Annotated in this window: 23 protein-coding genes and 1 pseudogene; 14 read left to right on the top strand and 10 right to left on the bottom strand. The window is 70.3% G+C overall.

Translation table 11 applies throughout. The annotated features are described in order from the left end of the window. Nucleotides 1-396 precede the first annotated feature (396 nt). Nucleotides 397-945, bottom strand: coding sequence for a hypothetical protein (locus tag ACTMTF_RS34280; protein WP_441114394.1), 549 nt, complete (start codon nucleotides 943-945; stop codon nucleotides 397-399). Nucleotides 946-1,175: 230 nt separating this feature from the next. Beyond that, entirely contained in the window at nucleotides 1,176-1,745 is a 570-nt protein-coding gene (locus tag ACTMTF_RS34275; protein WP_441114393.1) for an SMI1/KNR4 family protein, read from the bottom strand. A 248-nt stretch (nucleotides 1,746-1,993) separates the two neighbouring features. Between ACTMTF_RS34275 and ACTMTF_RS34270 the strand changes: the two genes are divergently transcribed. The 6 genes from ACTMTF_RS34270 (at nucleotide 1,994) to ACTMTF_RS34245 (ending at nucleotide 7,055) form a co-directional block, all read left to right on the top strand. Continuing rightward, on the top strand, nucleotides 1,994-2,422 hold the full coding sequence (locus ACTMTF_RS34270; RefSeq protein WP_441114392.1) for a hypothetical protein: 429 nt from the start codon (nucleotides 1,994-1,996) through the stop codon (nucleotides 2,420-2,422). A gap of 132 nt (nucleotides 2,423-2,554) precedes the next feature. Further along, the gene (locus tag ACTMTF_RS34265; RefSeq protein ID WP_441114391.1) at nucleotides 2,555-3,013 is read left to right on the top strand and encodes a hypothetical protein; all 459 of its coding nucleotides are present in this window, start codon (nucleotides 2,555-2,557) and stop codon (nucleotides 3,011-3,013) included. 6 nt (nucleotides 3,014-3,019) lie between these two features. Beyond that, nucleotides 3,020-3,946 carry a hypothetical protein gene (locus ACTMTF_RS34260; RefSeq protein ID WP_441114390.1) on the top strand — a complete coding sequence of 309 codons (927 nt, stop codon included), beginning with the start codon at nucleotides 3,020-3,022 and terminating at the stop codon, nucleotides 3,944-3,946. Between the two features lie 665 nt (nucleotides 3,947-4,611). After that, entirely contained in the window at nucleotides 4,612-6,036 is a 1,425-nt protein-coding gene (locus tag ACTMTF_RS34255; protein WP_441114462.1) for an aldehyde dehydrogenase family protein, read from the top strand. Then, nucleotides 6,026-6,214: a hypothetical protein gene (locus tag ACTMTF_RS34250; RefSeq protein WP_397011263.1), complete on the top strand. Its 189-nt coding sequence runs from the start codon at nucleotides 6,026-6,028 to the stop codon at nucleotides 6,212-6,214. The genes ACTMTF_RS34255 and ACTMTF_RS34250 overlap by 11 nt, the downstream gene beginning before the upstream one ends. After that, on the top strand, nucleotides 6,207-7,055 hold the full coding sequence (locus ACTMTF_RS34245; protein ID WP_441114389.1) for an aldehyde dehydrogenase family protein: 849 nt from the start codon (nucleotides 6,207-6,209) through the stop codon (nucleotides 7,053-7,055). The genes ACTMTF_RS34250 and ACTMTF_RS34245 overlap by 8 nt, the downstream gene beginning before the upstream one ends. Nucleotides 7,056-7,083: 28 nt before the next feature. Here ACTMTF_RS34245 and ACTMTF_RS34240 read toward each other — a convergent pair whose 3' ends face one another. Continuing rightward, nucleotides 7,084-8,526 carry an amidase gene (locus tag ACTMTF_RS34240; RefSeq protein WP_441114388.1) on the bottom strand — a complete coding sequence of 481 codons (1,443 nt, stop codon included), beginning with the start codon at nucleotides 8,524-8,526 and terminating at the stop codon, nucleotides 7,084-7,086. A gap of 319 nt (nucleotides 8,527-8,845) precedes the next feature. Here ACTMTF_RS34240 and ACTMTF_RS34235 point away from each other — a divergent pair, with 319 nt between their 5' ends. Genes ACTMTF_RS34235 through ACTMTF_RS34225 form a run of 3 tightly spaced genes read left to right on the top strand, consistent with a single transcriptional unit; the run spans nucleotide 8,846 to nucleotide 10,696 of the window. Next, nucleotides 8,846-9,796 (top strand): SPFH domain-containing protein, encoded by a 951-nt coding sequence (locus ACTMTF_RS34235; protein WP_441114387.1) that lies wholly within the window; start codon nucleotides 8,846-8,848, stop codon nucleotides 9,794-9,796. 5 nt (nucleotides 9,797-9,801) lie between these two features. Further along, nucleotides 9,802-10,071 carry a hypothetical protein gene (locus tag ACTMTF_RS34230; RefSeq protein ID WP_441114386.1) on the top strand — a complete coding sequence of 90 codons (270 nt, stop codon included), beginning with the start codon at nucleotides 9,802-9,804 and terminating at the stop codon, nucleotides 10,069-10,071. Beyond that, nucleotides 10,046-10,696, top strand: coding sequence for a GPP34 family phosphoprotein (locus ACTMTF_RS34225; protein ID WP_441114385.1), 651 nt, complete (start codon nucleotides 10,046-10,048; stop codon nucleotides 10,694-10,696). The genes ACTMTF_RS34230 and ACTMTF_RS34225 overlap by 26 nt, the downstream gene beginning before the upstream one ends. 127 nt (nucleotides 10,697-10,823) lie before the next feature. Here ACTMTF_RS34225 and ACTMTF_RS34220 read toward each other — a convergent pair whose 3' ends face one another. From ACTMTF_RS34220 to ACTMTF_RS34210, 3 genes are all read right to left on the bottom strand, one after another. Next, complete coding sequence (locus tag ACTMTF_RS34220; protein WP_441114384.1) at nucleotides 10,824-11,549, bottom strand: hypothetical protein; 726 nt, start codon at nucleotides 11,547-11,549, stop codon at nucleotides 10,824-10,826. A gap of 70 nt (nucleotides 11,550-11,619) precedes the next feature. Beyond that, a complete protein-coding gene (locus ACTMTF_RS34215) occupies nucleotides 11,620-14,172 on the bottom strand; it encodes an ATP-dependent RNA helicase (protein WP_441114383.1) in 2,553 nt (850 codons plus the stop codon). Continuing rightward, complete coding sequence (locus ACTMTF_RS34210; protein WP_441114382.1) at nucleotides 14,159-14,476, bottom strand: ArsR/SmtB family transcription factor; 318 nt, start codon at nucleotides 14,474-14,476, stop codon at nucleotides 14,159-14,161. The genes ACTMTF_RS34215 and ACTMTF_RS34210 overlap by 14 nt, the downstream gene beginning before the upstream one ends. An 84-nt stretch (nucleotides 14,477-14,560) precedes the next feature. Here ACTMTF_RS34210 and ACTMTF_RS34205 point away from each other — a divergent pair. Next, nucleotides 14,561-15,637 (top strand): annotated as a pseudogene (locus ACTMTF_RS34205) (MFS transporter); the annotation flags it as partial. Nucleotides 15,638-15,676: 39 nt separating this feature from the next. Here the strand turns inward: ACTMTF_RS34205 and ACTMTF_RS34200 are convergent. Further along, nucleotides 15,677-16,507 (bottom strand): undecaprenyl-diphosphate phosphatase, encoded by an 831-nt coding sequence (locus ACTMTF_RS34200; RefSeq protein ID WP_441114381.1) that lies wholly within the window; start codon nucleotides 16,505-16,507, stop codon nucleotides 15,677-15,679. A gap of 160 nt (nucleotides 16,508-16,667) precedes the next feature. Continuing rightward, entirely contained in the window at nucleotides 16,668-17,483 is an 816-nt protein-coding gene (locus tag ACTMTF_RS34195; RefSeq protein WP_441114380.1) for an NmrA family NAD(P)-binding protein, read from the bottom strand. 76 nt (nucleotides 17,484-17,559) lie between these two features. Here ACTMTF_RS34195 and ACTMTF_RS34190 point away from each other — a divergent pair, with 76 nt between their 5' ends. The 4 genes from ACTMTF_RS34190 to lipB all read left to right on the top strand — a co-directional run bounded on the left by ACTMTF_RS34190 (nucleotide 17,560) and on the right by lipB (nucleotide 19,882). Continuing rightward, nucleotides 17,560-18,480 (top strand): AraC family transcriptional regulator, encoded by a 921-nt coding sequence (locus tag ACTMTF_RS34190; RefSeq protein ID WP_441114379.1) that lies wholly within the window; start codon nucleotides 17,560-17,562, stop codon nucleotides 18,478-18,480. Further along, the gene (locus ACTMTF_RS34185) at nucleotides 18,477-18,983 is read left to right on the top strand and encodes an HAD domain-containing protein (protein ID WP_397011240.1); all 507 of its coding nucleotides are present in this window, start codon (nucleotides 18,477-18,479) and stop codon (nucleotides 18,981-18,983) included. Before ACTMTF_RS34190 ends, ACTMTF_RS34185 begins: the two co-directional genes overlap by 4 nt. Before the next feature lie 63 nt (nucleotides 18,984-19,046). Continuing rightward, complete coding sequence (locus ACTMTF_RS34180) at nucleotides 19,047-19,229, top strand: PspC domain-containing protein (protein ID WP_397011238.1); 183 nt, start codon at nucleotides 19,047-19,049, stop codon at nucleotides 19,227-19,229. 17 nt (nucleotides 19,230-19,246) lie between these two features. Further along, nucleotides 19,247-19,882 (top strand): lipoyl(octanoyl) transferase LipB, encoded by a 636-nt coding sequence (gene lipB / locus ACTMTF_RS34175; RefSeq protein WP_441114378.1) that lies wholly within the window; start codon nucleotides 19,247-19,249, stop codon nucleotides 19,880-19,882. A gap of 1 nt (nucleotide 19,883) precedes the next feature. Here the strand turns inward: lipB and ACTMTF_RS34170 are convergent, their stop codons facing one another. Both ACTMTF_RS34170 and ACTMTF_RS34165 read right to left on the bottom strand, forming a co-directional pair. Then, the gene (locus ACTMTF_RS34170) at nucleotides 19,884-20,273 is read right to left on the bottom strand and encodes a type II toxin-antitoxin system VapC family toxin (RefSeq protein ID WP_441114377.1); all 390 of its coding nucleotides are present in this window, start codon (nucleotides 20,271-20,273) and stop codon (nucleotides 19,884-19,886) included. Next, nucleotides 20,270-20,497 carry a FitA-like ribbon-helix-helix domain-containing protein gene (locus ACTMTF_RS34165; RefSeq protein WP_441114376.1) on the bottom strand — a complete coding sequence of 76 codons (228 nt, stop codon included), beginning with the start codon at nucleotides 20,495-20,497 and terminating at the stop codon, nucleotides 20,270-20,272. The genes ACTMTF_RS34170 and ACTMTF_RS34165 overlap by 4 nt, the downstream gene beginning before the upstream one ends. Nucleotides 20,498-20,552: the final 55 nt, after the last annotated feature.

The following is a 20,552-nucleotide window of genomic DNA, read 5'->3' as shown; positions in this document are numbered from 1 at the left end:
GATCTTGCCCTCCGGGCCAGGCTCTCCAGCCGCGAAACGCTCGACGTTCACCATCTTGGCGTCGTCGAAGAGCGAGACGTCTCCGTCATGGTCTTCTAGGTCATGACTGTTCCTCTTGGGGGTATGGACGGTGGCGGTGGCCGCCACGGTGGCGGAGACCTGGTCCGGTGAGCCGCCTGCGGCCTCGTAGGCCCGGCCCCACATCTGGGCGCTGGCCGAGACGAAGCGCCTGCCCTCCTCGGTCAGGTGGAAGGCCTCTCCCTCGATCCGCCCTTCGCCCGTCGACCTTCAGCAGGCGGGGCGGCTCGCAGTGCAGGATCTCGCCGCCGGCGTTGCCTTCGAACTGGTAGGAGCCGCCGAGCTTCAGCTCGCCGGTGATGGGCAGGAGCCAGCGGCTCAGGCGCGGAACCGGTCGACCTCGGCATGCAGGACGTTTCGGGTGTCCCCGTCCAGCTCGGCCAGGAGCTCGGGGACACCCGCGATGCTCGCCCGCATGAGGTCGGCGTGCGGCACGGGGGCGAGAACCTCCGCAGGTCGCGGTCCTGTCAGGGGACGGTCACCGGCAAGGACCATCGTGAGCACAAGGGCCAGGTCGGGCATCGGTACGGGCTGCGGAGTTCCGCCGGCCAGGAAGTCTTCGCGCAGCCATTCGCCGTAGAGGAAGTCTCCGATCGGAGGGAACCGCCAAGGGCGGACCTCCGACTGGACGCCGACAGTGAGTTCCACCGGCCGGACTTCGGGGGTCAGGCCGGAGATCTCCAGCAGGCCCTTGAGTAGAGATCGCCGCTGCCCCTCTTCCAGACTCGCCTGTGTCACAGCGAGGACGTCCAGGTCACTGGCCGGGCATAGGCCACCGAGCACCGAAGACCCATGAAGGTATGTCCCCACGAGCTCCGGCCCCACGACGTCCCGGACCAGCCCGACAGTCTGCTCAAGCTGATCCATCAGCCTCGAACCTGCTCGTCTTCCCCGGCCAGGTGCGTTCCCGCCTCATCGAGACGCAAAGGGGACAGGGCGATGGTGCCGTCGGACAGTTTCTGATCACTCATCCCAGGATGGTCGCGATCCGTGAGTCCCCGGACAATCAGATATTTCCGCCCACGCCATCATCCCAGCGGCTGTCGATACAACATGAGGGCAAGATCATTTTCTTAGTCCGGAAGGCGCCGCTGTCATCAAGCTGGTACGGGGTCGTCAGCAGAGCCGTCACCATACGTGCTGCCCGCAGTGAGGCCTTCGACGAACGAGCGGAAGTCACCAGCCAGGACGAGCTCCGCGTCGAGGTCGGTCTCGAACCATGTAACCGAAGGCTCTCCATCCCGCCCACAGGCGCGGTAGTCGAGCCCAATCCAGCAGTGCCCATCGCCGGAGAGCAGCACAAGTGGTGCTGGCATACCCCACTCCGCGACCAAGTACGGGGTGTCGAGCAACGAGGTCATCCCGTCGCGTCGCCCGATGCCCATCAGATTGTCGAAGGGAACGTGGTCTTCGCTCCACGAGGTCGGCTGACTGGTCGGGAACGCATCGTGATCAGCGGCAACGATGCCGCCGTTCTGAACCCGCAGAAGGTCCAGAAGGGCCGAGGGCAACGTCACACCGAGCACATGCTCGGCTTCTCGCACCATCTCGTCCGTCAGGGGCTGCTGGACACCGTAATCACCGTCACCCCAGAACGTCGCCATGACCTCATCGAATCGCCCCATGGCACGCAGCCTACGGCTCAGCAGCACCGGCTTCAGCTTCAAGATCGTATCTCGGTCCGGAAAAGCGCCACTGGCCTGGTGAAGATCCTCGCCCACTGCGTACGCGAGCGCGGGGCCTGTTGCCGTTCTGGGGTAGCGGGTCCAATCGGTGCTCGCCGGGACGGGCGTGCAAGGCATGCCAAACCATCTCCTCATCACCTTTAAGGGAAGATCGGGAGAAGAACCCACGTATCGCCGGCCGCAACACAAGAGGCTCAAACCCAAAGGTCAGAGGGCGGCGGGGTGGTCGGGTGGCGTGGCTGCAGGACGCCGAGCGGGAGGCGCGGGCCGCCGTAGAACGCGCCAGCGCCCCGCTGGCCCTGAGCCAGCTCCCGCTCGGAATGGGCATGCTCACCGACAGCCAGCTGGCCGCCCGGACGCGGCCGCTCACCGAGCGCGCCAGTTCGGCGGCCGCCGCTCGCCAAGCCGCTGAACAGCAGGCCCGCCGATACGCCCGCGACGGGGGCGGCCCCGCGGAGAAGGCGCTGCAGGAGAGGCGGGCCCGGCTCGCCGATCAGGTCCGCCAGATCGACGTCGCCGACGCGGCCGCACGGGAGCTGCAGCGCGCCCTACGGCTGTCCGGTGACGCACGTTGGCGATCTTCTCTTGAAATCGACCGTTTCCGGGACGGCTCTTTTTGCGGGTCGGCGCGGTCGCGGCGGCCGCCTCCTGGGGCATGACCTTGATGCGCGCCCGAGTCTTCTTCCCGAAATCTGTGCAGACATGATCATCTACGGCCGGCATACCGCCGATATACCGCTGATCCCTACGATCCTTTCGACGGATGCAAGTAAGGCAACGGAAAGGGCATCATGCGACTGAGCACCATACTTCGGCATGCGGCGATCGTCGGGACCGCGGGACTGACGTTGTCGATCGTCGGCGCCGGCGGCGCTTCCGCCTCTGCGTCGGCTGACAAGACTCTCAGCGGTAGTTGCTCGTCGGACCCCAAGGGTTTCAGCGGCTCGGCACGCTACTACTACAACGGCGTAGGGCGTGACGTCTTCACCAAGTTCACGTACACGATCGGCGATGGCGGTAGTCGCGCTGGATCGAAGTCCGACGTGGCCATCGATGTCTATTCGGACAAGAACAACGCACCCGACACGTGGTGGAACGGTTGGAGCACCGACAGCGCCAAGGTGGGCACGAAGAGCGTGACCGTCAGCATCCCCGCCTCGTCGAAGGACAAGGTCTACGTGAAATTCTGGGTGCGCTGGGACCTTCCGGGCCTCGACCCCACGTGCAGCTTCCAGACCAAGCGGATCTAGCGGCCGATGAACCACCGCGCACTTGTCGCGTCCCTGCTGGCGCTGGTGGCGGTCACGTCGTGTTCCACCGGCGGTGAGCAGGAAACTCCGCCGGTGTTCGTCGCCGTCTCCTCGACAGGGGCGATCGTGTACGACCCGCAGACCGAATCGCACCTCGGATACGCCTCGGACGGGCGGCACGTGTGGACGGACAAGCAGGCTGCCGTCTGCGCGGCCCGGTGCCCTGAAGCGGCCTTCTCCACCGCTACCCGGAAGGTGCTGAGCCGGCGGGGCGATACGGACACGGTCGTCGCCGAGGGAGGCACACTCCAGATCCAGCGTTCGGACGGCAAGAAGGAGAGCCATCAGATCGCCGGCGTGGAGAACGTCCTCTGGCGGGAGAGCCCCGACCGGACGACGGCTCTGCTGCTCTACGCCGACCCCACGCTGCCCGGCGGCGAGATCCTGCGCTTCCAGCGCGACGCTCACGGATGGCGGGCTACAGGGAAGCGCGTGCCCGCTGGGGGGTTCTGGGGTGGCTGCGTCGCCGGAGACTGGGCGGTCCTGACCGGCGAGCGCGGAGGGATACTCAAGGACGGGACCGTCGTTCCCCTTCAGGTCAATCTCGACCAGCCCGGGGAATGCGTGGCCGGTACGCGAGGGGGCGCGGTGGTGTCCCGCTACGTTGACCAGCGCGGAACCCATCACACCGAGGTTCGCGGCATCGACCCGAGCGGGCGGCAGACGTGGTCGCGCGATGTCGCCGCTCGGGCCGGTGTGATCGCCGATCCGTCCGGTACGGCGGTCGGCCTGGTCCACGAGGGTGAGCTGGAATTGCTCGACGTCAAGGGGGAGGTCCGCGAGCGGCGCGAGGACGTCGTCGCGGCCAGCTTCACTGAGACGGGCCGCCTGGTGACGGTGAACGCCGACGGCGAGGTCACCTGGGCTGCATAAAGCTCACTCATCCGCGTGTCAGCCGGCGTGTACGCCTGTGCGAACGTGCCGGGCCAGTTCGGCCGGCCCACAAGCCTCATCGCTGTGCAGCGTGATCTCATCGGCCGCCGCCCGGGCCCGCCAGGGGGGCGGCCAGTCCATCAAGGGCGGTGCACGACCCAACAGTGTCGAGTCGGCTCTCGGCCCGAATCTGGCGGGGACAGTCCAGCCAGCTACCGTGATCTTGAGTGTTTCCGCAGGCCGCGATGGCCATCTGTTTCGTGATCGGTCTCACCGCCAGTGGCTGTCCCCGCGTTTCTCGACCCCAGACCTGGGGCGTTGATGCTGGGCGGGCATGACACGACCCTCGATGCACATCGACGAGCTCGTCGAGCATTGGACGATTCTGGAGGAAGAGCGCCAATACCCCTGCCCGCTCTGCTGCCGGCGAGCACGGCCCCTTCGCCCGGCAGCCCACAGAATCTGCCCCACGCACACGGCCGATGAACTCATCGACGGCCTGTACGGGGCTGTCTGTACGGTGACATCAGTAGCGCCTCGGGCCGGTGGACGCGCGGTCCTGGTGGCGATTGTGGCGCGTTCTGTGCCGGGCCCGCTGAGCACACGGGAGGACCGTCTACGCTGGCAGGCGTGATGTCCCAATACTTCACTCTGGGCTGATGGCGATGTTCGAGTACGCACCCGCGCCAGAGTCGCGCGACATCGTCGATCTCAAGCCGTCCTACGGGTTGTTCATCAACGGAGAGTTCGTGGACGGCTCAGGGCCGTCCTTCAAGACCGTCAACCCGGCGACCGAGGAGACGCTCGCGGAGGTGGCCACCGCCTCCTCCGACGACGTCGACCGCGCCGTACAAGCCGCTCGCAAGGCCTTCGACGGCTGGAGCGGGCTGCCGGGCGCGGAGCGGGCCAAGTACCTGTTCCGCATCGCCCGGATCATCCAGGAGCGGGCCAGGGAGCTGGCCGTGCTGGAGTCGCTCGACAACGGCAAGCCGATCCGTGAGTCGCGCGACGTGGACGTGCCGCTGGTCGCGGCGCACTTCTTCTACTACGCGGGCTGGGCCGACAAGCTGGGCTACGCCGGGTTCGGCGCCGATCCTCGGCCGCTCGGCGTCGCCGGGCAGGTCATCCCGTGGAACTTCCCGCTGCTCATGCTGGCGTGGAAGATCGCGCCGGCGCTCGCCTGCGGCAACACGGTGGTGCTCAAGCCCGCCGAGACCACCCCGCTGACCGCGCTGCTGTTCGCGGAGATCTGCCGGCAGGCCGAGCTGCCGCCCGGGGTCGTCAACATCGTCACCGGCGCGGGTGAGACCGGCGCCGCCGTGGTCGCCCACCCCGACGTGAACAAGGTGGCCTTCACCGGCTCGACCGAGGTCGGCCGGGTCATCGCGCGCACCGTCGCCGGCACCGGCAAGAAGCTCACGCTGGAGCTGGGCGGCAAGGCCGCGAACATCGTGTTCGAGGACGCCGCCCTGGACCAGGCCGTCGAGGGCATCGTCAACGGCATCTTCTTCAACCAGGGCCACGTCTGCTGCGCGGGCTCGCGGCTGCTGGTCCAGGAGTCGATCCAGGACGAGCTGCTGTCGGCGCTCAAGCGCAGGCTGGGAACGCTGCGGCTGGGCGACCCGCTCGACAAGAACACCGACATCGGCGCCATCAACTCCGCCGAGCAGCTCGCCAAGATCCGGCAGCTGTCGGACCTCGGGGAGTCGGAGGGGGCCGAGCGCTGGTCGCCGGCCTGCGAGCTGCCCGGCACGGGCTACTGGTTCCCGCCCACGATCTTCACCGGCGTGGCCCAGTCGCACCGCATCGCCCGAGAGGAGATCTTCGGGCCGGTGCTGTCGGTCCTGACCTTCCGCACCCCGGCCGAGGCCGTCGAGAAGGCCAACAACACGCCGTACGGCCTGTCCGCGGGCATCTGGACCGAGAAGGGGTCGCGCATCCTGTGGATGGCCGACCAGCTCAGGGCCGGAGTGATCTGGGCCAACACCTTCAACCGGTTCGACCCGGCATCCCCCTTCGGCGGCTACAAGGAGTCCGGGTACGGACGCGAAGGCGGCCTGCTCGGCCTGGAGGCGTACCTTGACGTGTGACCACCGCCGTCGCGGGACGCGCGCCCAGGCCACCCGCGGCCACGCCTTCGCCCGCGCCGGACGCCCCGTGCGCACCGGCTGGTACGCCCACCGCTGCGGCGTGAGCCGGTGCGGCCAGGTGTTCGTGCCGGTCCAGACGACTCAGGAGATCATGTGGAGGGGGCGCGGCGATGAGTAGGTTGTCCGTTCGCAAGACCTACAAGCTGTTCATCGGCGGGAAGTTCCCGCGCTCTGAGAGTGGGAGGTCCTACACCGTGACCTCGCCCAAGGGCGACTTCCTCGCCAACGCGTCCAGAGCCTCGCGCAAGGACGCCAGGGACGCGGTGACGGCCGCGCGCAAGGCCTTCCCCGGCTGGTCGGGCGCCACCGCCTACAACCGCGGCCAGATCCTCTACCGCGTCGCCGAGATGCTGGAGGGCCGCCGCGGGCAGTTCGCCGAGGAGCTCGGCACGGGGAAGAAGGCTGCGCTGGAGGCGGTGGACGCGACGATCGACCGGCTCGTCTGGTACGCGGGCTGGTCGGACAAGATCGCATCCGTGCACGGCACCGCCAATCCCGTCGCGGGCCCGTACTTCAACCTGTCCTCGCCGGAGCCGACCGGGGTGGTCGCCGTCGTGGCGCCCGCCGATCCGCTGCTGGGACTGATCTCGGTGGTCGCGCCGGTGATCGTCACGGGCAACACGTGCGTGGTGGTGGCCTCGGAGCGGATCCCGCTGCCGTCGATCACGCTGGCCGAGGTGCTGGCCACGTCCGACCTGCCGGGCGGTGTCGTCAACATCCTCACCGGTCACCAGGCGGAGCTGGCTCCCTGGCTGGCGGCCCACATGGACGTCAACGGCCTGGACCTGACGGGAGTGGCGGACGCCGACCTGGCGCTGCGCTGCGAGCAGGAGGCGGCCGTCAACCTCAAGCGGGTGCTGCCCCACGTCATGGCGGAGGACTGGGCGGCCGATCCCGGGCTGAGGCGGATGACCCGCTTCCTGGAGACCAAGACCGTCTGGCACCCCCTGGGCGTCTGAGCCCTCGAAGGAGCCCTCGAAGAGATCCTCAGAGGGAGAAGCCCGGTGGCCGGATCGGCGGGTGGGCCGCCTGCAGCTGGGCGGCCAGCCCGAGCAGGTGGGGCTCGCCGCCCGGCGGGGCGATGAGCTGCACGCCGATGGGCAGGCCGCTGGAGTGGGTGGCGATCGGGACCGTCATGGCGGGCCAGCCGCACATGTTCCACGGGCCCGTCACGGGGGCGTAGCGGACGTTGCCCAGCACCGTGCGGAGCAGGCCGCGCCCGCCCCAGCCCTCGGCCTTGGGCGGGATCGCCGCCAGCACCGGGGTGATGAGCACGTCGGCGTCACCGAACCACTGGTCGGCGCCGTAGCCGCTCCAGCGGTCCCGGCCCCGCCTGCCGTCCAGGCCGAGCCGGGTGAGCACCCGCCCGGCGCGGGCCAGCGCGCGGCTACGGCGTTCCAGGCGCCGCCGGTCCAGACCGGTGGCCGTGTCGTGGGCACGCGAGAGCCAGGTGGCGATCGTGGCGGGGCCGAGCCAGGTGGGCAGGCGGGCGTCACGCTCGACGATGGTGTGCCCGGCGACGCGCAGCGTCTCGGCCGCCCCGCGTACCGCCGCCTGGAACTCCTTGTCCATCGGCAGGCCCGCGGGAAGGGGCTGCGGGGCGTAGGCGATGCGCAGGTCGAACGGCTCGGGGCTGTCCTGCGGCGGCGGCTGCTGCCAGACCTCGTCGTCGTCCGCCCAGACCGAGCGGAGCATCGGCCGCCGGGGCTCCAACCGGCAGCCGCCACGCCACGCCTCCGCCAGCGACGGGTCCGCGGCCAGCACGGACAGCATCAGCGACAGGTCCGCGGCGGCAGTGGCGATCGGGCCGTTCTCCGACAGGCCCTGCCAGGCGTCCGACGGGGGCGGGACAAGGCCGGTGCCCGGCTTGAGCGCCAGAACGCCGCAACACGCCGCCGGGATCCGGAGCGAGCCCATCCCGTCGTTGCCGAGCGCGATCGGCACCATCCCCGCCGCCACCGCCGCCGCGCTGCCCGACGAAGAGCCGCCCGCCGTGCGGCTTCTGTCCCAGGGATTGCGTACGGTGCCGTACGCGCTGTCGCCGAAGGCCACCAGGCCGAGCTCGGGCAGGTTGGTCAGCCCGATCACCACCGCGCCCGCCGCCCGCAGCCGGGCGACCGCGACGTGATCCTCGGCGGCGGGGGCGTCGCCCGTGACGGCGGAGCCGAGCCGGGTGGCCTCCCCGGCGACCTCCACGTTGTCCTTGACGGCGACGGGCACCCCGGCCAGCGGCAGGTCCGCCAGGTCACGGCGGCGCTGCACGGCTCGCGCCTCCTCCAGCGCCTCCCGCCGCACCAGGCGGAACGCGCCCACGCGTGAGTCGCGCTCGGCGATCACGCGCAGGTGCTCCTCGACGATCGCCGGGGCCGTGACCTCACCCTGCCGTACGGCCGCCGCGATCTCCATGGCGGACCTGCCTGCCCACAACATGCCTAGAGTGTGCAGGTTTCTACTCCTCGTTGCGAGGCTCCTTGCCTGCCTTCTGCTCCCTGCCCACCGGTCGCGCGGTCGCCGCAGAGCACGACCAGGAGGTTGGAGACCATGGGGGCTGTTCTTCTGAGTGGTTCACGAGTTCTGATCACCTCTGTTGCCGGCCGGGGTTACGGACTGTCCGAGGTGATGGTGCAACCGACGATGTGGGAGAAGTGCGGCATTCCCATCGATTCCCCCTGAGAATCAGCCTTCCACGGTCGCTGAAAAAGTGATATCACGTTGATAGCAGGATGAATTCACATAGAAGGGACGGACGATGGCGAACACATCGGGCGGGGCCGCACTTGAGGCCGCCGTCGTGGACATGCCCGCACCGCGTACGAGCGAGCACCCAGTACGGGCGGCCAACGGGTTCGTGATGCTGGGGGTGGCGACGGCGCTGGTCCTGGGCGGGATCGCGCTGCTCGTCATGGGAATCGTCATGCTCGCCTCGGGGGCCGGGCAGGGCGGCATGTGGGTGGTCATCGTGAGCATCCTGATGATCCTGCTCGGGTTCTTCATGTGCTTCGGCCTCACCGCGGTGGCGCCGGGCGAGGCCAGGGTGGTGCAGCTGCTCGGCCGGTACATCGGCACCCTGCGCACCCCCGGCTTCCAATGGGTCAACCCGATCACGGTGCGCCGGCGGGTGTCCACGCGGATCCGCAACCACGAGACGGGCGTGACGAAGGTCAACGACGCGGACGGCAACCCGATCCAGATCGCGACCGTGGTGGTCTGGCAGGTGGAGGACACCGCGCAGGCGGTCTTCGAGGTGGACGACTTCGTGGAGTTCGTGGCCATCCAGGCGGAAACGGCCGTGCGGCACATCGCGGGCAGCTATCCGTACGACGCGCACGGCGACCCGAGACTGTCCCTGCGGGACAACGCCGACGAGATCAACGAGCGGCTGTCCACGGAGATCGCGGCCAGGGTGTCGTCCGCCGGGGTGAAGGTCATCGAGTCCCGTATCATCCACCTGGCGTACGCGCCCGAGATCGCCCACGCCATGCTGCGCCGCCAGCAGGCGGGCGCGGTGGTGGCGGCCCGGCAGCGGATCGTCGAGGGAGCGGTCGGCATGGTGGAGATGGCCCTGGCCCGGCTCGCCGAGCACGACGTGGTCGAGCTGGACGAGGAGCGCAAGGCGGCCATGGTGAGCAACCTGCTCGTGGTGCTGGTCGGTGACCGCGACACCCAGCCCGTGGTCAACACGGGCACGCTCTACCACTAGTCACTGTGGAGCGGAAGAAGATCCTGCTGCGCCTTGACCCGGTGGTGCATGACGCGCTGGCCAGGTGGGCGGCCGACGAGCTGCGCAGCACGAACTCTCAGATCGAGTTCCTGCTGCGCAGGGCCCTTTCCGAGGCCGGGCGCCTGCCAGATGGGGTGGGGCGGATGCGCCCACGCGGACGGCCGAAGAAGGCACCGGAGGACGGCACAGGGGACGACACAGACCAGGAAGAAGAACAGGAGCGGGCGGATGGAGACGCAAGTGAAGCAGGGTGAGTCACTGACCCGATCGACCTTCCTACTGGCCTTCGACCCGCGGAAGGAAAAGCTGACCCAGCGGGACATGCTGGGCTATCTGCTGCGCGCGGCCGCCCTCGCCGAGCTGCTGCTGGCGGGCAACCTGGCGGACGAGTCGGGCAAGGCGCGAGCTCGCACCGCCCCGGCCGCCGAGCCGGGATCCCTGCCGGCCGTGGTCTGGGAGCAGATCTCGAGCTCGCCGCCCCGCTCGTGGCGGCGGTGGGTGCAGAAGGACCACGGCAAGGCGGTCCGCGTGGTACGCGACGAGCTGGCGGGCGCCCGGCTGATCAGCGTGGAGCGGCGCCGGATCCTGCTGTTCCCGGTAGAGCGGATCACGCCGCGCAAGGCGTACCTGTCGCGCAGGCTGGCCGAGCGCGTCGGCCGGGCCATCCGCGGCGGCCAGCCGGTCGGGCACCTGGATGAGGACGTCCGCGTCCTGGCGGCGCTGGCCACGGCGGCCCGGCTCAAGACGGTGGTTCCATCCTGGCGGGAGAGGCGTCTGCTCCGGGACCGGATCCAGCAGCTGTCCGCGCCCATCGAGCCGATCGCGACCGCATTGCGCAAGAGCGTCGAGGCGGCCACGGCGGCGAGCGCAGGCGGCTGACACGGCGAGTCACGGCGGCTCCCACCGCGGCTCTCGGAGGAGATCGCTTGACCACGCCATTCGAAGCACTGGCCGGGACCCGCGCCATCGAGCGGGCCCTGGCCCCCGCGTTGACCGCGTGCGGCCGTCAGCGGGACTTCAGCCAGATGCGCAGCGGGCCCGCCGGGGTGAAGCCGTGCTGGGCGGCCGGGGCCGGGTCGGACTCGTAGCCGACCAGCGAACGGCCGGGGAAGAGGGCCGCGGCCTGCGCGATCGTGCCCGCCCAGGCGGCGTCCAGGTGGCCCGGCCGGGCGAAGACGTTCGAGACGCCGACGGTGTGGTCGGCACGCGTGGCGTTGAGCACGAAGCCGCAGACGATGCCGCCCATGTCGCCGCCCGTGTCGCCGCTCTGGACGCCGGCCAGGATGGCGATGCCCGGCTCGGTGAGCAGCGGCGCGGTGAACAGGCCCTGGGGCTCGCCGTCGAAGCAGGCGAGCTCCCACGCGCGCAGCCCGTCCGCCTCGGCCACGAGGTGCCAGGTGATGCCGCCTGCGGCCTGCCGCGACGCCGACGCCTGGGTCGACGCCGGGGCCGGGTGGTGGATCCAGGTGGCCTCGATCAGCGCCTCGAAGCCTGCCGGCCGCAGGTCCAGGGTGGCGAAGCTGTCCTTGATCGACGCGCCGGGGCCCGTGTCGATACCGGGCAGGACGTCGTCGAAGGTGGCGTCGGGGGACAGGGTGACGGCGTCCGGGTAGAACAGCGGGGTCCGGACCGGGTTCGTCCAGGCACGGGGGGCGAACACGCCGGGGCGGCCGTGGGCGCGGCACATGGCGTCGCACCACTCGGCGTTGTTCAGGGCCGCCTGAAGCATCATGCCTTCCGTTCGGTGTTGTTCAGGGCCGTCCGCGGTATCAGGGTCGGTGTTGCTCGGGCCGTCCGCGGCGTCATGTTCTCCGCTTCACCCGGCGCGTCGGAACCGCCGTGAGCGGGTCCTCGGGCCAGGGGTGCCGGGGGTAGCGGCCCCGCAGCTCCGCGCGGACGGCACGGTAGCCGTCCCGCCAGAACGACGCCAGGTCCGCGGTCACCGCGACCGGCCGCCCGGCCGGGGACAGCAGGTGGATCAGCAGCGGGACGCCCGCGATGCGCGGCGTGTCCTCCCAGCCGAACAGCTCCTGCAGCTTCACCGCGAGCACCGGCTGCTCGCCCGAGTAGTCCAGGCGCACCCGCGACCCGGTCGGCACCTCGACCCGCTCCGGCGCCACCGCGTCCAGTCGCTCGCTCCACGGCACCAGCCGGTGCAGCGCCGCCGCCACGTCGACGCGCTCCAGGTCGGCCCGCCGCCGGGCCCTGGACAGCTCCGGCTCCAGCCACTGGTCGGCCAGGTCGATGAGCCGGTCCATGTCGGGCCACGGCGCCCCGAGGGCCCGATGACAGAACGCCAGCCGATCCCGTACGGCCTGAGCCTGTTTGGTCCAGGTCAGCACGTTCTCCGTACGCAGGCCGTACAGCAGGGCCTCTCGCACGTCGGCGCCGGGCAGCGGCGCGGAGGACAGCTCGATGGCGCCGAGCCGCTCGACCACCCGCGCGGCCACGTCCCCGCGCCGCCCGCCGGGCGGCACCTTCCAGGCGACCTCCTCCTCGGTCGTCACCGGGTGGGCCTGCCTGGCGATGTGCTCGTCGATGGCCACCGCCTGGCGGATGCGCGCGGAGGCCGAGCCCGTGGGCCTGTCGGCGACCGCGACGGCCAGCCACTGCGCGGTGGCGAGCTTCGAGCCCTCCCTGAGCTGTGCCTCGGTGCCGGAGGCCATCAGGTAGCCGCCGCCCCGGCGGCGGGCCACCCGCTCGGGGAAGGCGAGCGCGACCGCGAGCCCGGCCAGCTCGTCGTCACTCAGGCTCGTGTTCGTACGCGGGCCGTCCGCGGCGCGCGTCAGCCGTCTGGCCTCCCTGCGCCAGCGGGCGGTGAAGGCGTCGTCGCCCCGGCGGGCCGTGCGCCAGACCTCCACCAGGTCGTCGCCCGTCTCGCGGGGGAGCTGCTCCGACAGCAGGGCGATCACCTCGGCGGCACGCGGCCCGAGGTCGACCAGCGCTCGGGCCAGGCGCGGCTCGACGCCCGCCACGGCCATCCGGCGCCCTCGCGGGGTCACCCGGCCCGACTCGACCGCGCCCAGCGTCTGCAGGGTCCTGAGCGCGGCGGACATGGCGGCGGGCGGCGGCGGGTCGAGCAGGGCGAGGCCGGCGGCGTCCGGGGAGCCCCAGCAGGCCGTCTGGAGGGCGAAGGCCGTCAGGTCGGCCAGCGCGATCTCCGGGCGTGGATGGGCGGCCAGGCGATCATGCTCGGCGGCCGTCCAGCAGCGGTAGACGGAGCCGGGAGCCTCGCGGCCGGCCCGTCCGGCGCGCTGGTCGGCGGAGGACTTGGAGACTCTGACGGTGGTCAGGGAGCCGAGGCCGCGCGCGTGGTCGGTGCGCGGCTCCCTGGCCAGGCCCGCGTCGACCACCACGCGCACGCCGGGGACGGTCAGGCTCGACTCGGCCACCGAGGTGGCCAGCACCACGCGGCGGGTCGTCCCCGGCGCCAGCACGGCGTCCTGGACGCGGGCCGGTGCCTGGCCGTGCACCTGAAGCACCTCGACCTGCTGGACGCGCTGGGGTCCCTGGATGTCGGCGAGCATGGCGGCCACCCTGGAGATCTCGCCCACGCCCGGCAGGAAGCAGAGCACGTCGCCGTCCCGCTCGGCCAGCGCGCGCCGTACCACCTGCGCGACGTGCGACAGCAGCGCGGGGTCGACGCGCAGCCCGTGCGGCGGGGCGACAGGGCGCGGCGGCGGGGCCCACACGATCTCGACGGGGTGGGTGGTCCCGGTGGCCCGGACGATCGGCGCGTCCTGGGCGTCCTGGGCGTCCTGGGCGTCCTGGGCGTCCTGGGCGTCCTGGGCGTCCTGGGCGTCCTGGGCGTCACGGGGGTCACGGGCGTTCTGGGCGTTACGGCCGAGGAGGCGGGCCCAGGGGGCGGCGTCGGCGGTGGCTGAGGTGGCGATGAGGCGCAGGTCGGGGCGGAGGGTGTCGCGGACGTCCAGGAGGAAGGCGAGCGCCGTGTCGGCGTCCAGGTGGCGTTCGTGGCACTCGTCGAGCATGACCACGTCCACCCCAGGCAGCTCCTGGTCCCGCTGGAGCCGCTGCAGGAGCACGCCGGTGGTGACGACCTCGACCATCGGGTTCGCGCCGACGTGGCGCTCGCCGCGGATGGAGAAGCTGACGCCCATGCGCCTGGCGGCGGCGCGCACGGCCAGGCGTCTCGGCTCGGCGACCAGGACGCGCAGGCCGGTCGCGGCCAGCGCGAGCGGGACGACCGTGGTCTTGCCGGTGCCGGGCGGTGCCGTCAGCACGGCGCTGCCCGCCCGCTTCAGGACGTCCAACAGCTCGGGCAGGACGTGGCGGATCGGCAGCGCGTCGGGCGACGCGGCAGGCGCGTCAGAGGGTGGCGGGTCAGGCGGCGGCATGCGTCGCCGAGAGCACGGAGTCGAGCAGGCCAGGGAAGCGGGCGTCGAGGTCGTCGCGGCGCAGGCTCAGGAACTTGAGCCGGCCCTCCTGCTTGGTGCGCAAGATGCCCGCCTCGCGCAGGATGCGGTAGTGGTGGGAGGCGGTGGACTTGTGGACGCCGAGCTCGTCGCCCGCGTCGCCGCACGTCAACTCGCCGCTGACGGCCAGGCGGATGACGATCTCCAGGCGTACGGGGTCGGACAGGGCCCGCAGGACCTCCGTGAGCTGGATGTCCTCGACGGTCGGATGGAAGAGCGGGCGCATGCCCGAACGATACCCGGATTCATTGTTTGACAAGCATCAAACAATCCGTCAGTTTGATGTGCATCCAACAAAACCGGAGGAATCGTGAATCGCCGGCTCTATCCGCTGGCTGTGGGGAACTTCGCCGTCGGCACCGGCATGTTCGTGACCGCAGGACTGCTGGCCCCCATCTCCCGCGAACTGGACGTCTCCACGGCCGCCGCCGGCCAGCTGATGACCGTCTTCGCGCTGGCCTACGCCTTGCTGTCGCCCCTGCTCGCCGCCGTGACCGCCAGGCTGTCACGCAGGCGGCTGCTGCTCGTCGCGCTGGGCGTCTTCATGCTCGGCAACGCGCTGACGGCCCTCGCGCCGACCTACCCGCTCGTCCTGGCCGCCCGGGTGGTCGCCGCGGCGGGCGCGGCGATGTTCACGCCCACCGCCTCGGGCGTGGCCACGGCCCTGGCCGAGCCGGAGCGTCGCGGGCGGGCGCTGGCGCTGGTCCTGGGCGGGGTGAGCGTGTCGTCCGCGATCGGCGTGCCGCTCGGCACCTGGCTGGGCGGCGTGACGGGCTGGCGGTCCGCGATGTGGCTGGTCGTCGGGTTGGGCGTGGTCGGGTTCATCGGGGTCCTGGCCGTGGTTCCCGACGTCAGGATCGCGGTCTCGGGCCGGCCGGCCGAGAGGTTCGCGCCCCTGGGGGACCGGCGGCTGCTCGCGGTGCTGGTGACCCAGTTGCTCATGTTCGCCTCCGGGTTCACCGCCTACGTCTACATCGGCTCGCTGATCGACCTTCCGCTACCGGCCGTGCTGTGGGCGTGGGGAGTGGGCGCCATCGTCGGCAACCAGCTCGGCGGGCGCCTCACCGACGCCTACGGGCCGCGCCGGATGGTCTTCGCCGGGCTGGCCGCGTCCACCGTGTTCGTGGCGCTCATCCCGCTGGCCAACCTCGCGCTGCCCGTGGCCCTGGTGTGGGCGTTCCTCTGGGGCGGGCTGGGCTGGCTGATCGGGCCCGCGCAGCAGTACAGGACCGTCGCCGTCCTGCCGGACAACGTGCCGATCGGGCTCGGGCTGCTGTCCTCCTTCCAGTACGCGGGGCTCGTGGTTGCGGGCATCACCGGCGGGCTGGCCTTCGACGGGTGGGGACGGGCGGGGGTGATCGTGCTCGCCACCGGCTTCGGCCTGGTGGCGGTGCTGTTCACCCTGGTCACCTACCGGCCGGAGGCGTCACGCCTGGGCGGGGATCCAGCCGAGGGTCACGGCCAGGATGACGAACACGCCCAGAATGATCCGGTAGATGACGAAGCCGGTGAAGCGGTGGCTGCTGATGTAGCGCAGGAACCAGGCCACCGCCGCGTAACCGACGATGAACGAGATCACCGTGGCGAGGATCGTCGGCCCCCAGGCGGGCGCCGTTCCCTCGCCGATCTCGGTGATCTCCAGGAACCCCGAGGCCAGCACGGCCGGGATGGCCAGCAGGAAGGAGTACTTGGCCGCGTCCTCGCGCCGGTAGTCGAGCAGCAGGCCGGCGGTGATGGTGCCGCCCGAGCGGGAGACGCCCGGGATGAGGGCGAGTGACTGGGCGAAGCCGTACACCAGGGCGTGCGGCAGGCTCAGGTGCTTGACCAGCGTGAGCTTGTTGCGCGCGGTGTGGTCGGCGAACCACAGGATGATCCCGAAGACGATCAGCGTGGTCCCCACCAGGCGCAGGTCCCGGAAGGGGGACTCGATCTGGTCCTTCAGCAGCAGACCGAGCACGCCGATGGGGATGCTGCCGACGATGACGTACCAGCCCATGCGCGCGGCGTGCAGGGAGCGCAGGGCCGGGGTGTACAGGGAGCGGGTCCAGGTGGAGATGATCTCCCAGATCTCTCTCCTGAAGTAGATCAGGACGGCCGTCTCGGTGCCGAGCTGGATGACGGCGGTGAAGGCGGCCCCGGGGTCGTCCCAGCCGAGGAACGCCGAGACCACGCGGATGTGGGCACTTGAGGAGATCGGCAGGAACTCCGTGAGACCCTGCAGCAGCCCCAGCACCACCGCTTCCATCCAGCCGATCACGTGCGCACCTTCCCAGGAACCACCGGAGTGAACGAGGTGAGGCTAGCGGAAGCGGGGCCTCCTGGTTGCCCGCCTTCGAGCCACCGCTGGGGAGGTCAGGGGAAATTCATCCTTCGGATCACGAAAATTCATCTTATGAGCGTGCCTCGGGAGCCCTGGTTCACCGGGACTGCGCCCACGCCGCGGCGTTCGCGCGGGCGTAGTCGGAGAAGTCCCGCGCCGGCCGGCCCAGGGCCTGCTGGACGCCGTCGGCCAGGTAGGAGTTGCGGCCGTCGAGCGTCTCGGCGAACAGCATGGTCAGCATGTCGATGACCTCCTTGGGCAGCCCGACCTCGGCCGCCCCGGCGGCGTACTCCTCGAGGCTGAGCGGAACGTAGACGATGTCCCTTCCGGTCACCTTGGACAGCTCGGTCGCCACCTCGGCGAACGTCAGCAGCCTCGGGCCGGTGAGCTCGTAGACCTTGCCGGTGTGGCCGTCCTCGGTGAGCGCGGCCACCGCCACGTCGGCGATGTCGTCCACGTCGACGAACGGCTCGGCCACATCACGAGCCGGCAGCGCGATGACCCCCTCCCGGACCGGGTCGAGCAGGTAGCCCTCGGTGAAGTTCTGCATGAACCAGGAGCAGGTGACGATCGTCCACTCGACGCCGGACTCCTGCACGACGCGCTCGGCGGCCTGCGCCTGTGCCTCGTTCCTGCCGGAGAGCAGGACCAGCCGGCGTACGCCCGCCGCCACGGCCTGCTCGGTGAAGGCCCGGATGTCGTCGACCGCGCCGGGGACGGCGATGTCGGAATAGTAGGAGATGTAAACGGACTGTACGTCGCGGAGCGCGGCCGCCCAGGTGGCCTGGTCCTTCCAGTCGAAGGGCGGCGTGCCGGAGCGGGAGCCGGCCCGGACGGGCAGGCCGAGAGCGGTCAGCTTGTCTGCGATGCGGCGGCCGGTCTTGCCGGTCGAGCCCACTACCAAAATTGTCATGCCCCTATTAAGCGGCCAATGTCCTGAGACTCTCCATGGTTGAGAAGCGCAATGGCATATGCGATCGTCTAAAGCTATGGACCACTTGGCGGCGTTGCTGGACGGCCCGAGAGCCCGTGGGGCGTTCCTCCTGCGCATCCTCCTCGATCCGCCCTGGTCGCTGCGCATCCAGGACGAGGCCCCGCTCACCGTGCTGACCCTGGTGCGCGGCTCGGCCTGGATCATCCGGCAGAACGGGGAGGAGGTGTCCCTGCGACCGGGCGAGGTGGCCATCGTTCGCGGGCCGGAGCCGTACAAGATCGCGGATGACCCCGGAACCGAGCCGCAGGTGATCGTCCACCCCGGCCAGAACTGCACCACCCTGGACGGGCGGTCCCTCTATCAGGAGATGAGCCTGGGGGTGCGCACCTGGGGCAACGCCCCCGATGGCGGCACCATGCTGATCACCGGCGTCTACCAGATGGAAGGCGAGATCAGCAAGCGGCTGCTGGAGGCTCTGCCGCCGGTGCTGGTGCAGCCCGGCGGGACACCTGCCGTGCTGCTCGGCGCCGAGGTGGTCAAGGACGAGCCGGGGCAGGAGGCGGTGCTGGACCGGCTGCTCGACCTGCTGCTCATCTCGACGCTGCGCTCATGGTTCGCCACCCACGAGGCGCCCGCCTGGTATCGGGCGCGCAGCGACCCCGTCGTGGGCAAGGCCATGCGGCTCATGCACAACAACCCGGCCCACCCGTGGACCGTCGCCGCGCTGGCCGCCCATGTAGGGGTCTCGCGTGCCTCGCTGGCCAGGCGGTTCACCGAGCTGGTGGGGGAGCCGCCGATGGCCTTCCTGACGGACTGGCGGCTGGCCCTGGCGGCCGACCTGCTGCGCGAGCCGGACGAGACGATAGGCTCGGTCGCCAGGAAGGTCGGCTATGGCAGCCCGTTCGCGCTGAGCGCCGCCTTCAAGCGCGTGCGCGGCGTGAGCCCGCACCACCACCGGGTCGGAGCGGTGCGGTGAAACCCCTGGTGCTGCTGGACGTCGACGGGGTCCTCAACCCTACCGGCCGGGTCACCCCGGACTTCAGGCGCTACCGATGCACGGTCGACGGCTACGACTACACCGTGCACCTCAACCCCCGGCACGGGCCCAGGCTGATGGAGCTGGCCCTGCGCACCGGGGCCGAGCTCGCCTGGGCGACCACCTGGGAGGAGCACGCCAACGAGTGGATCGCCCCCCGCCTCGGCCTGCCGGCCCTGCCGGTGGTCGCCCTGGGGCGGGACCGGGACAGCGAGCACGGCGAGATGTTCAAGACCCGCTACGTGGCGGAGTACGTCGGGCGCAGGCCCTTCGTCTGGTTCGACGACCAGGTCTACCAGGAGGACGACGCGTATCTCAGGGCCTATCAGGGTCTGGATGACTTCCTGCTCGTTCACGTGCCGGCCGCACGCGGGCTGACCAGCGAACATCTGGCTCGGGCGCGGGAATGGCTGACCCTCACAGGGTTTTCTCAGGGGTCCTAGCGGGATAGGTGCTAGAGGGTCGTCCGTTGGACAGGGAGAACGTAACCACACGGAGGAAACAGAATGTACCGCTCAAGGAAGCACAGGATTCTGGCCGGCGTCTGCGGTGGTATCGCCGACAAGACGGGCATGCCGCCGACCCTCGTCCGGACGCTCTGGCTGATCCTCTCGCTCTTCCCCGGGCCGATGTGGGTCGTCTACGCCGTGATGTGGATCCTGGTCCCCGAGGAGCCGCAGAAGTACTGAGGTCTTATCCTCGTACCATGAGGGCAAGGCCGCTGACACTCATCCAGGACGAGCTCGTCGACTACGACAAGGCGATGGAGCGCATGGCCGACCTCGTCGGCGAGCGCCAGCGCGACGAGCGGCCGGACACGCTCTGGCTGCTCAGCCATCCATCGGTCTACACCGTGGGGCGCCGCACACCGTCGGCGCATCTGCCCGACCCGTCGCGCGGCATCCCGGTGATCGAGACCGGCCGGGGCGGCCAGCTCACCTACCACGGCCCCGGTCAGCTCGTCGGCTACCTCATCGTCAAGCTGGGCGAGGACCAGGGGATCGTCGACTACGTCCGCGAGGTGGAGCTCCGGCTGGTGGAGGCGCTCGGCAAGCTCGGCCTGCCCGCCGAGCGCCGCGACACCCCGCCGGGCTCCGAGCTGCTCACCGGCGTCTGGACGGCCGGGACCGGCCGCAAGATCATCTCCATCGGCATGCGGCAGAGCCGTGGTGTCACCAGCCACGGCTTCGCCCTCAACGTCGACGGCGAGCTTGAGCCGTGGCACTGGGCAGTCGCCTGCGGCATGCCGGACGTGGACATGACCTCGCTCCAGCGCGAGCTGGGCGCCGCCTCGATGGACGAGGTCCGCGCAGCCGTAGCAGCCTCCTTCGAGGCATCCTGACTCAGCTTCGCGGGAACACCTGCACGTCGGCGTTGTGTCCGGTGCCGACCAGTTTCCCGTCGCACGTGTACAGGGGCGCTTCAAGCGCTTCGGCCAGTGCGAGATAGGAGGCATCGTAGGCGGTGTAGTTGCAGCGCAACTCCCAGATCCGCTCCGCGATTCCCTTGATCTCATACCGGGCGATGTTCAGCGCGAGATAGTCGGCTCGCGCCTGCTCGGCTGCCTGAAGAGGCAGCTTTCGGCCGAAGGTCAGCCCTCGCAGGGTTGAGAGGACTTCGACGTCGAGAAGGTGCGGGGCGTGGACGCTGGCCTGGATGGCATCGAGCAGCTCGGTGTCGGCATCACGGCCTGCCAGCGCTTCGACCATGGCGGATGAGTCGATGACGATCATCGCCTGCCTTCCGCGACGGCTTCGAGGATGTCGGCGGTCGAGGGTCCTTGTGAACGGTCTTGTGCCTTGAGCCGTTTGACGATTTCGGCGTTGGTCGGCCGGGCTGCGATGTCGGCCAGCTCTCGGGCGACGTAGGCCGAGAGCGACATGCCGGCTTCGGCGGCGCGTTCTTTCAATGAGTCCGCAACCGGCTCGGGGACATCACGAATGTAGAGTGTCGCCATAGAGACCATGCTAGCAGGTTGCTAGCAGCGGGTGCGGCCAGGTGGGCCGCACCCG

It is taken from the genome of Nonomuraea sp. ZG12, assembly GCF_052068115.1.
In the GTDB taxonomy this organism is placed as follows: domain Bacteria; phylum Actinomycetota; class Actinomycetes; order Streptosporangiales; family Streptosporangiaceae; genus Nonomuraea.
The sequence above is the reverse complement of the archived record's forward strand: the minus strand, read 5'-3'. Positions and strand labels throughout refer to the sequence as shown.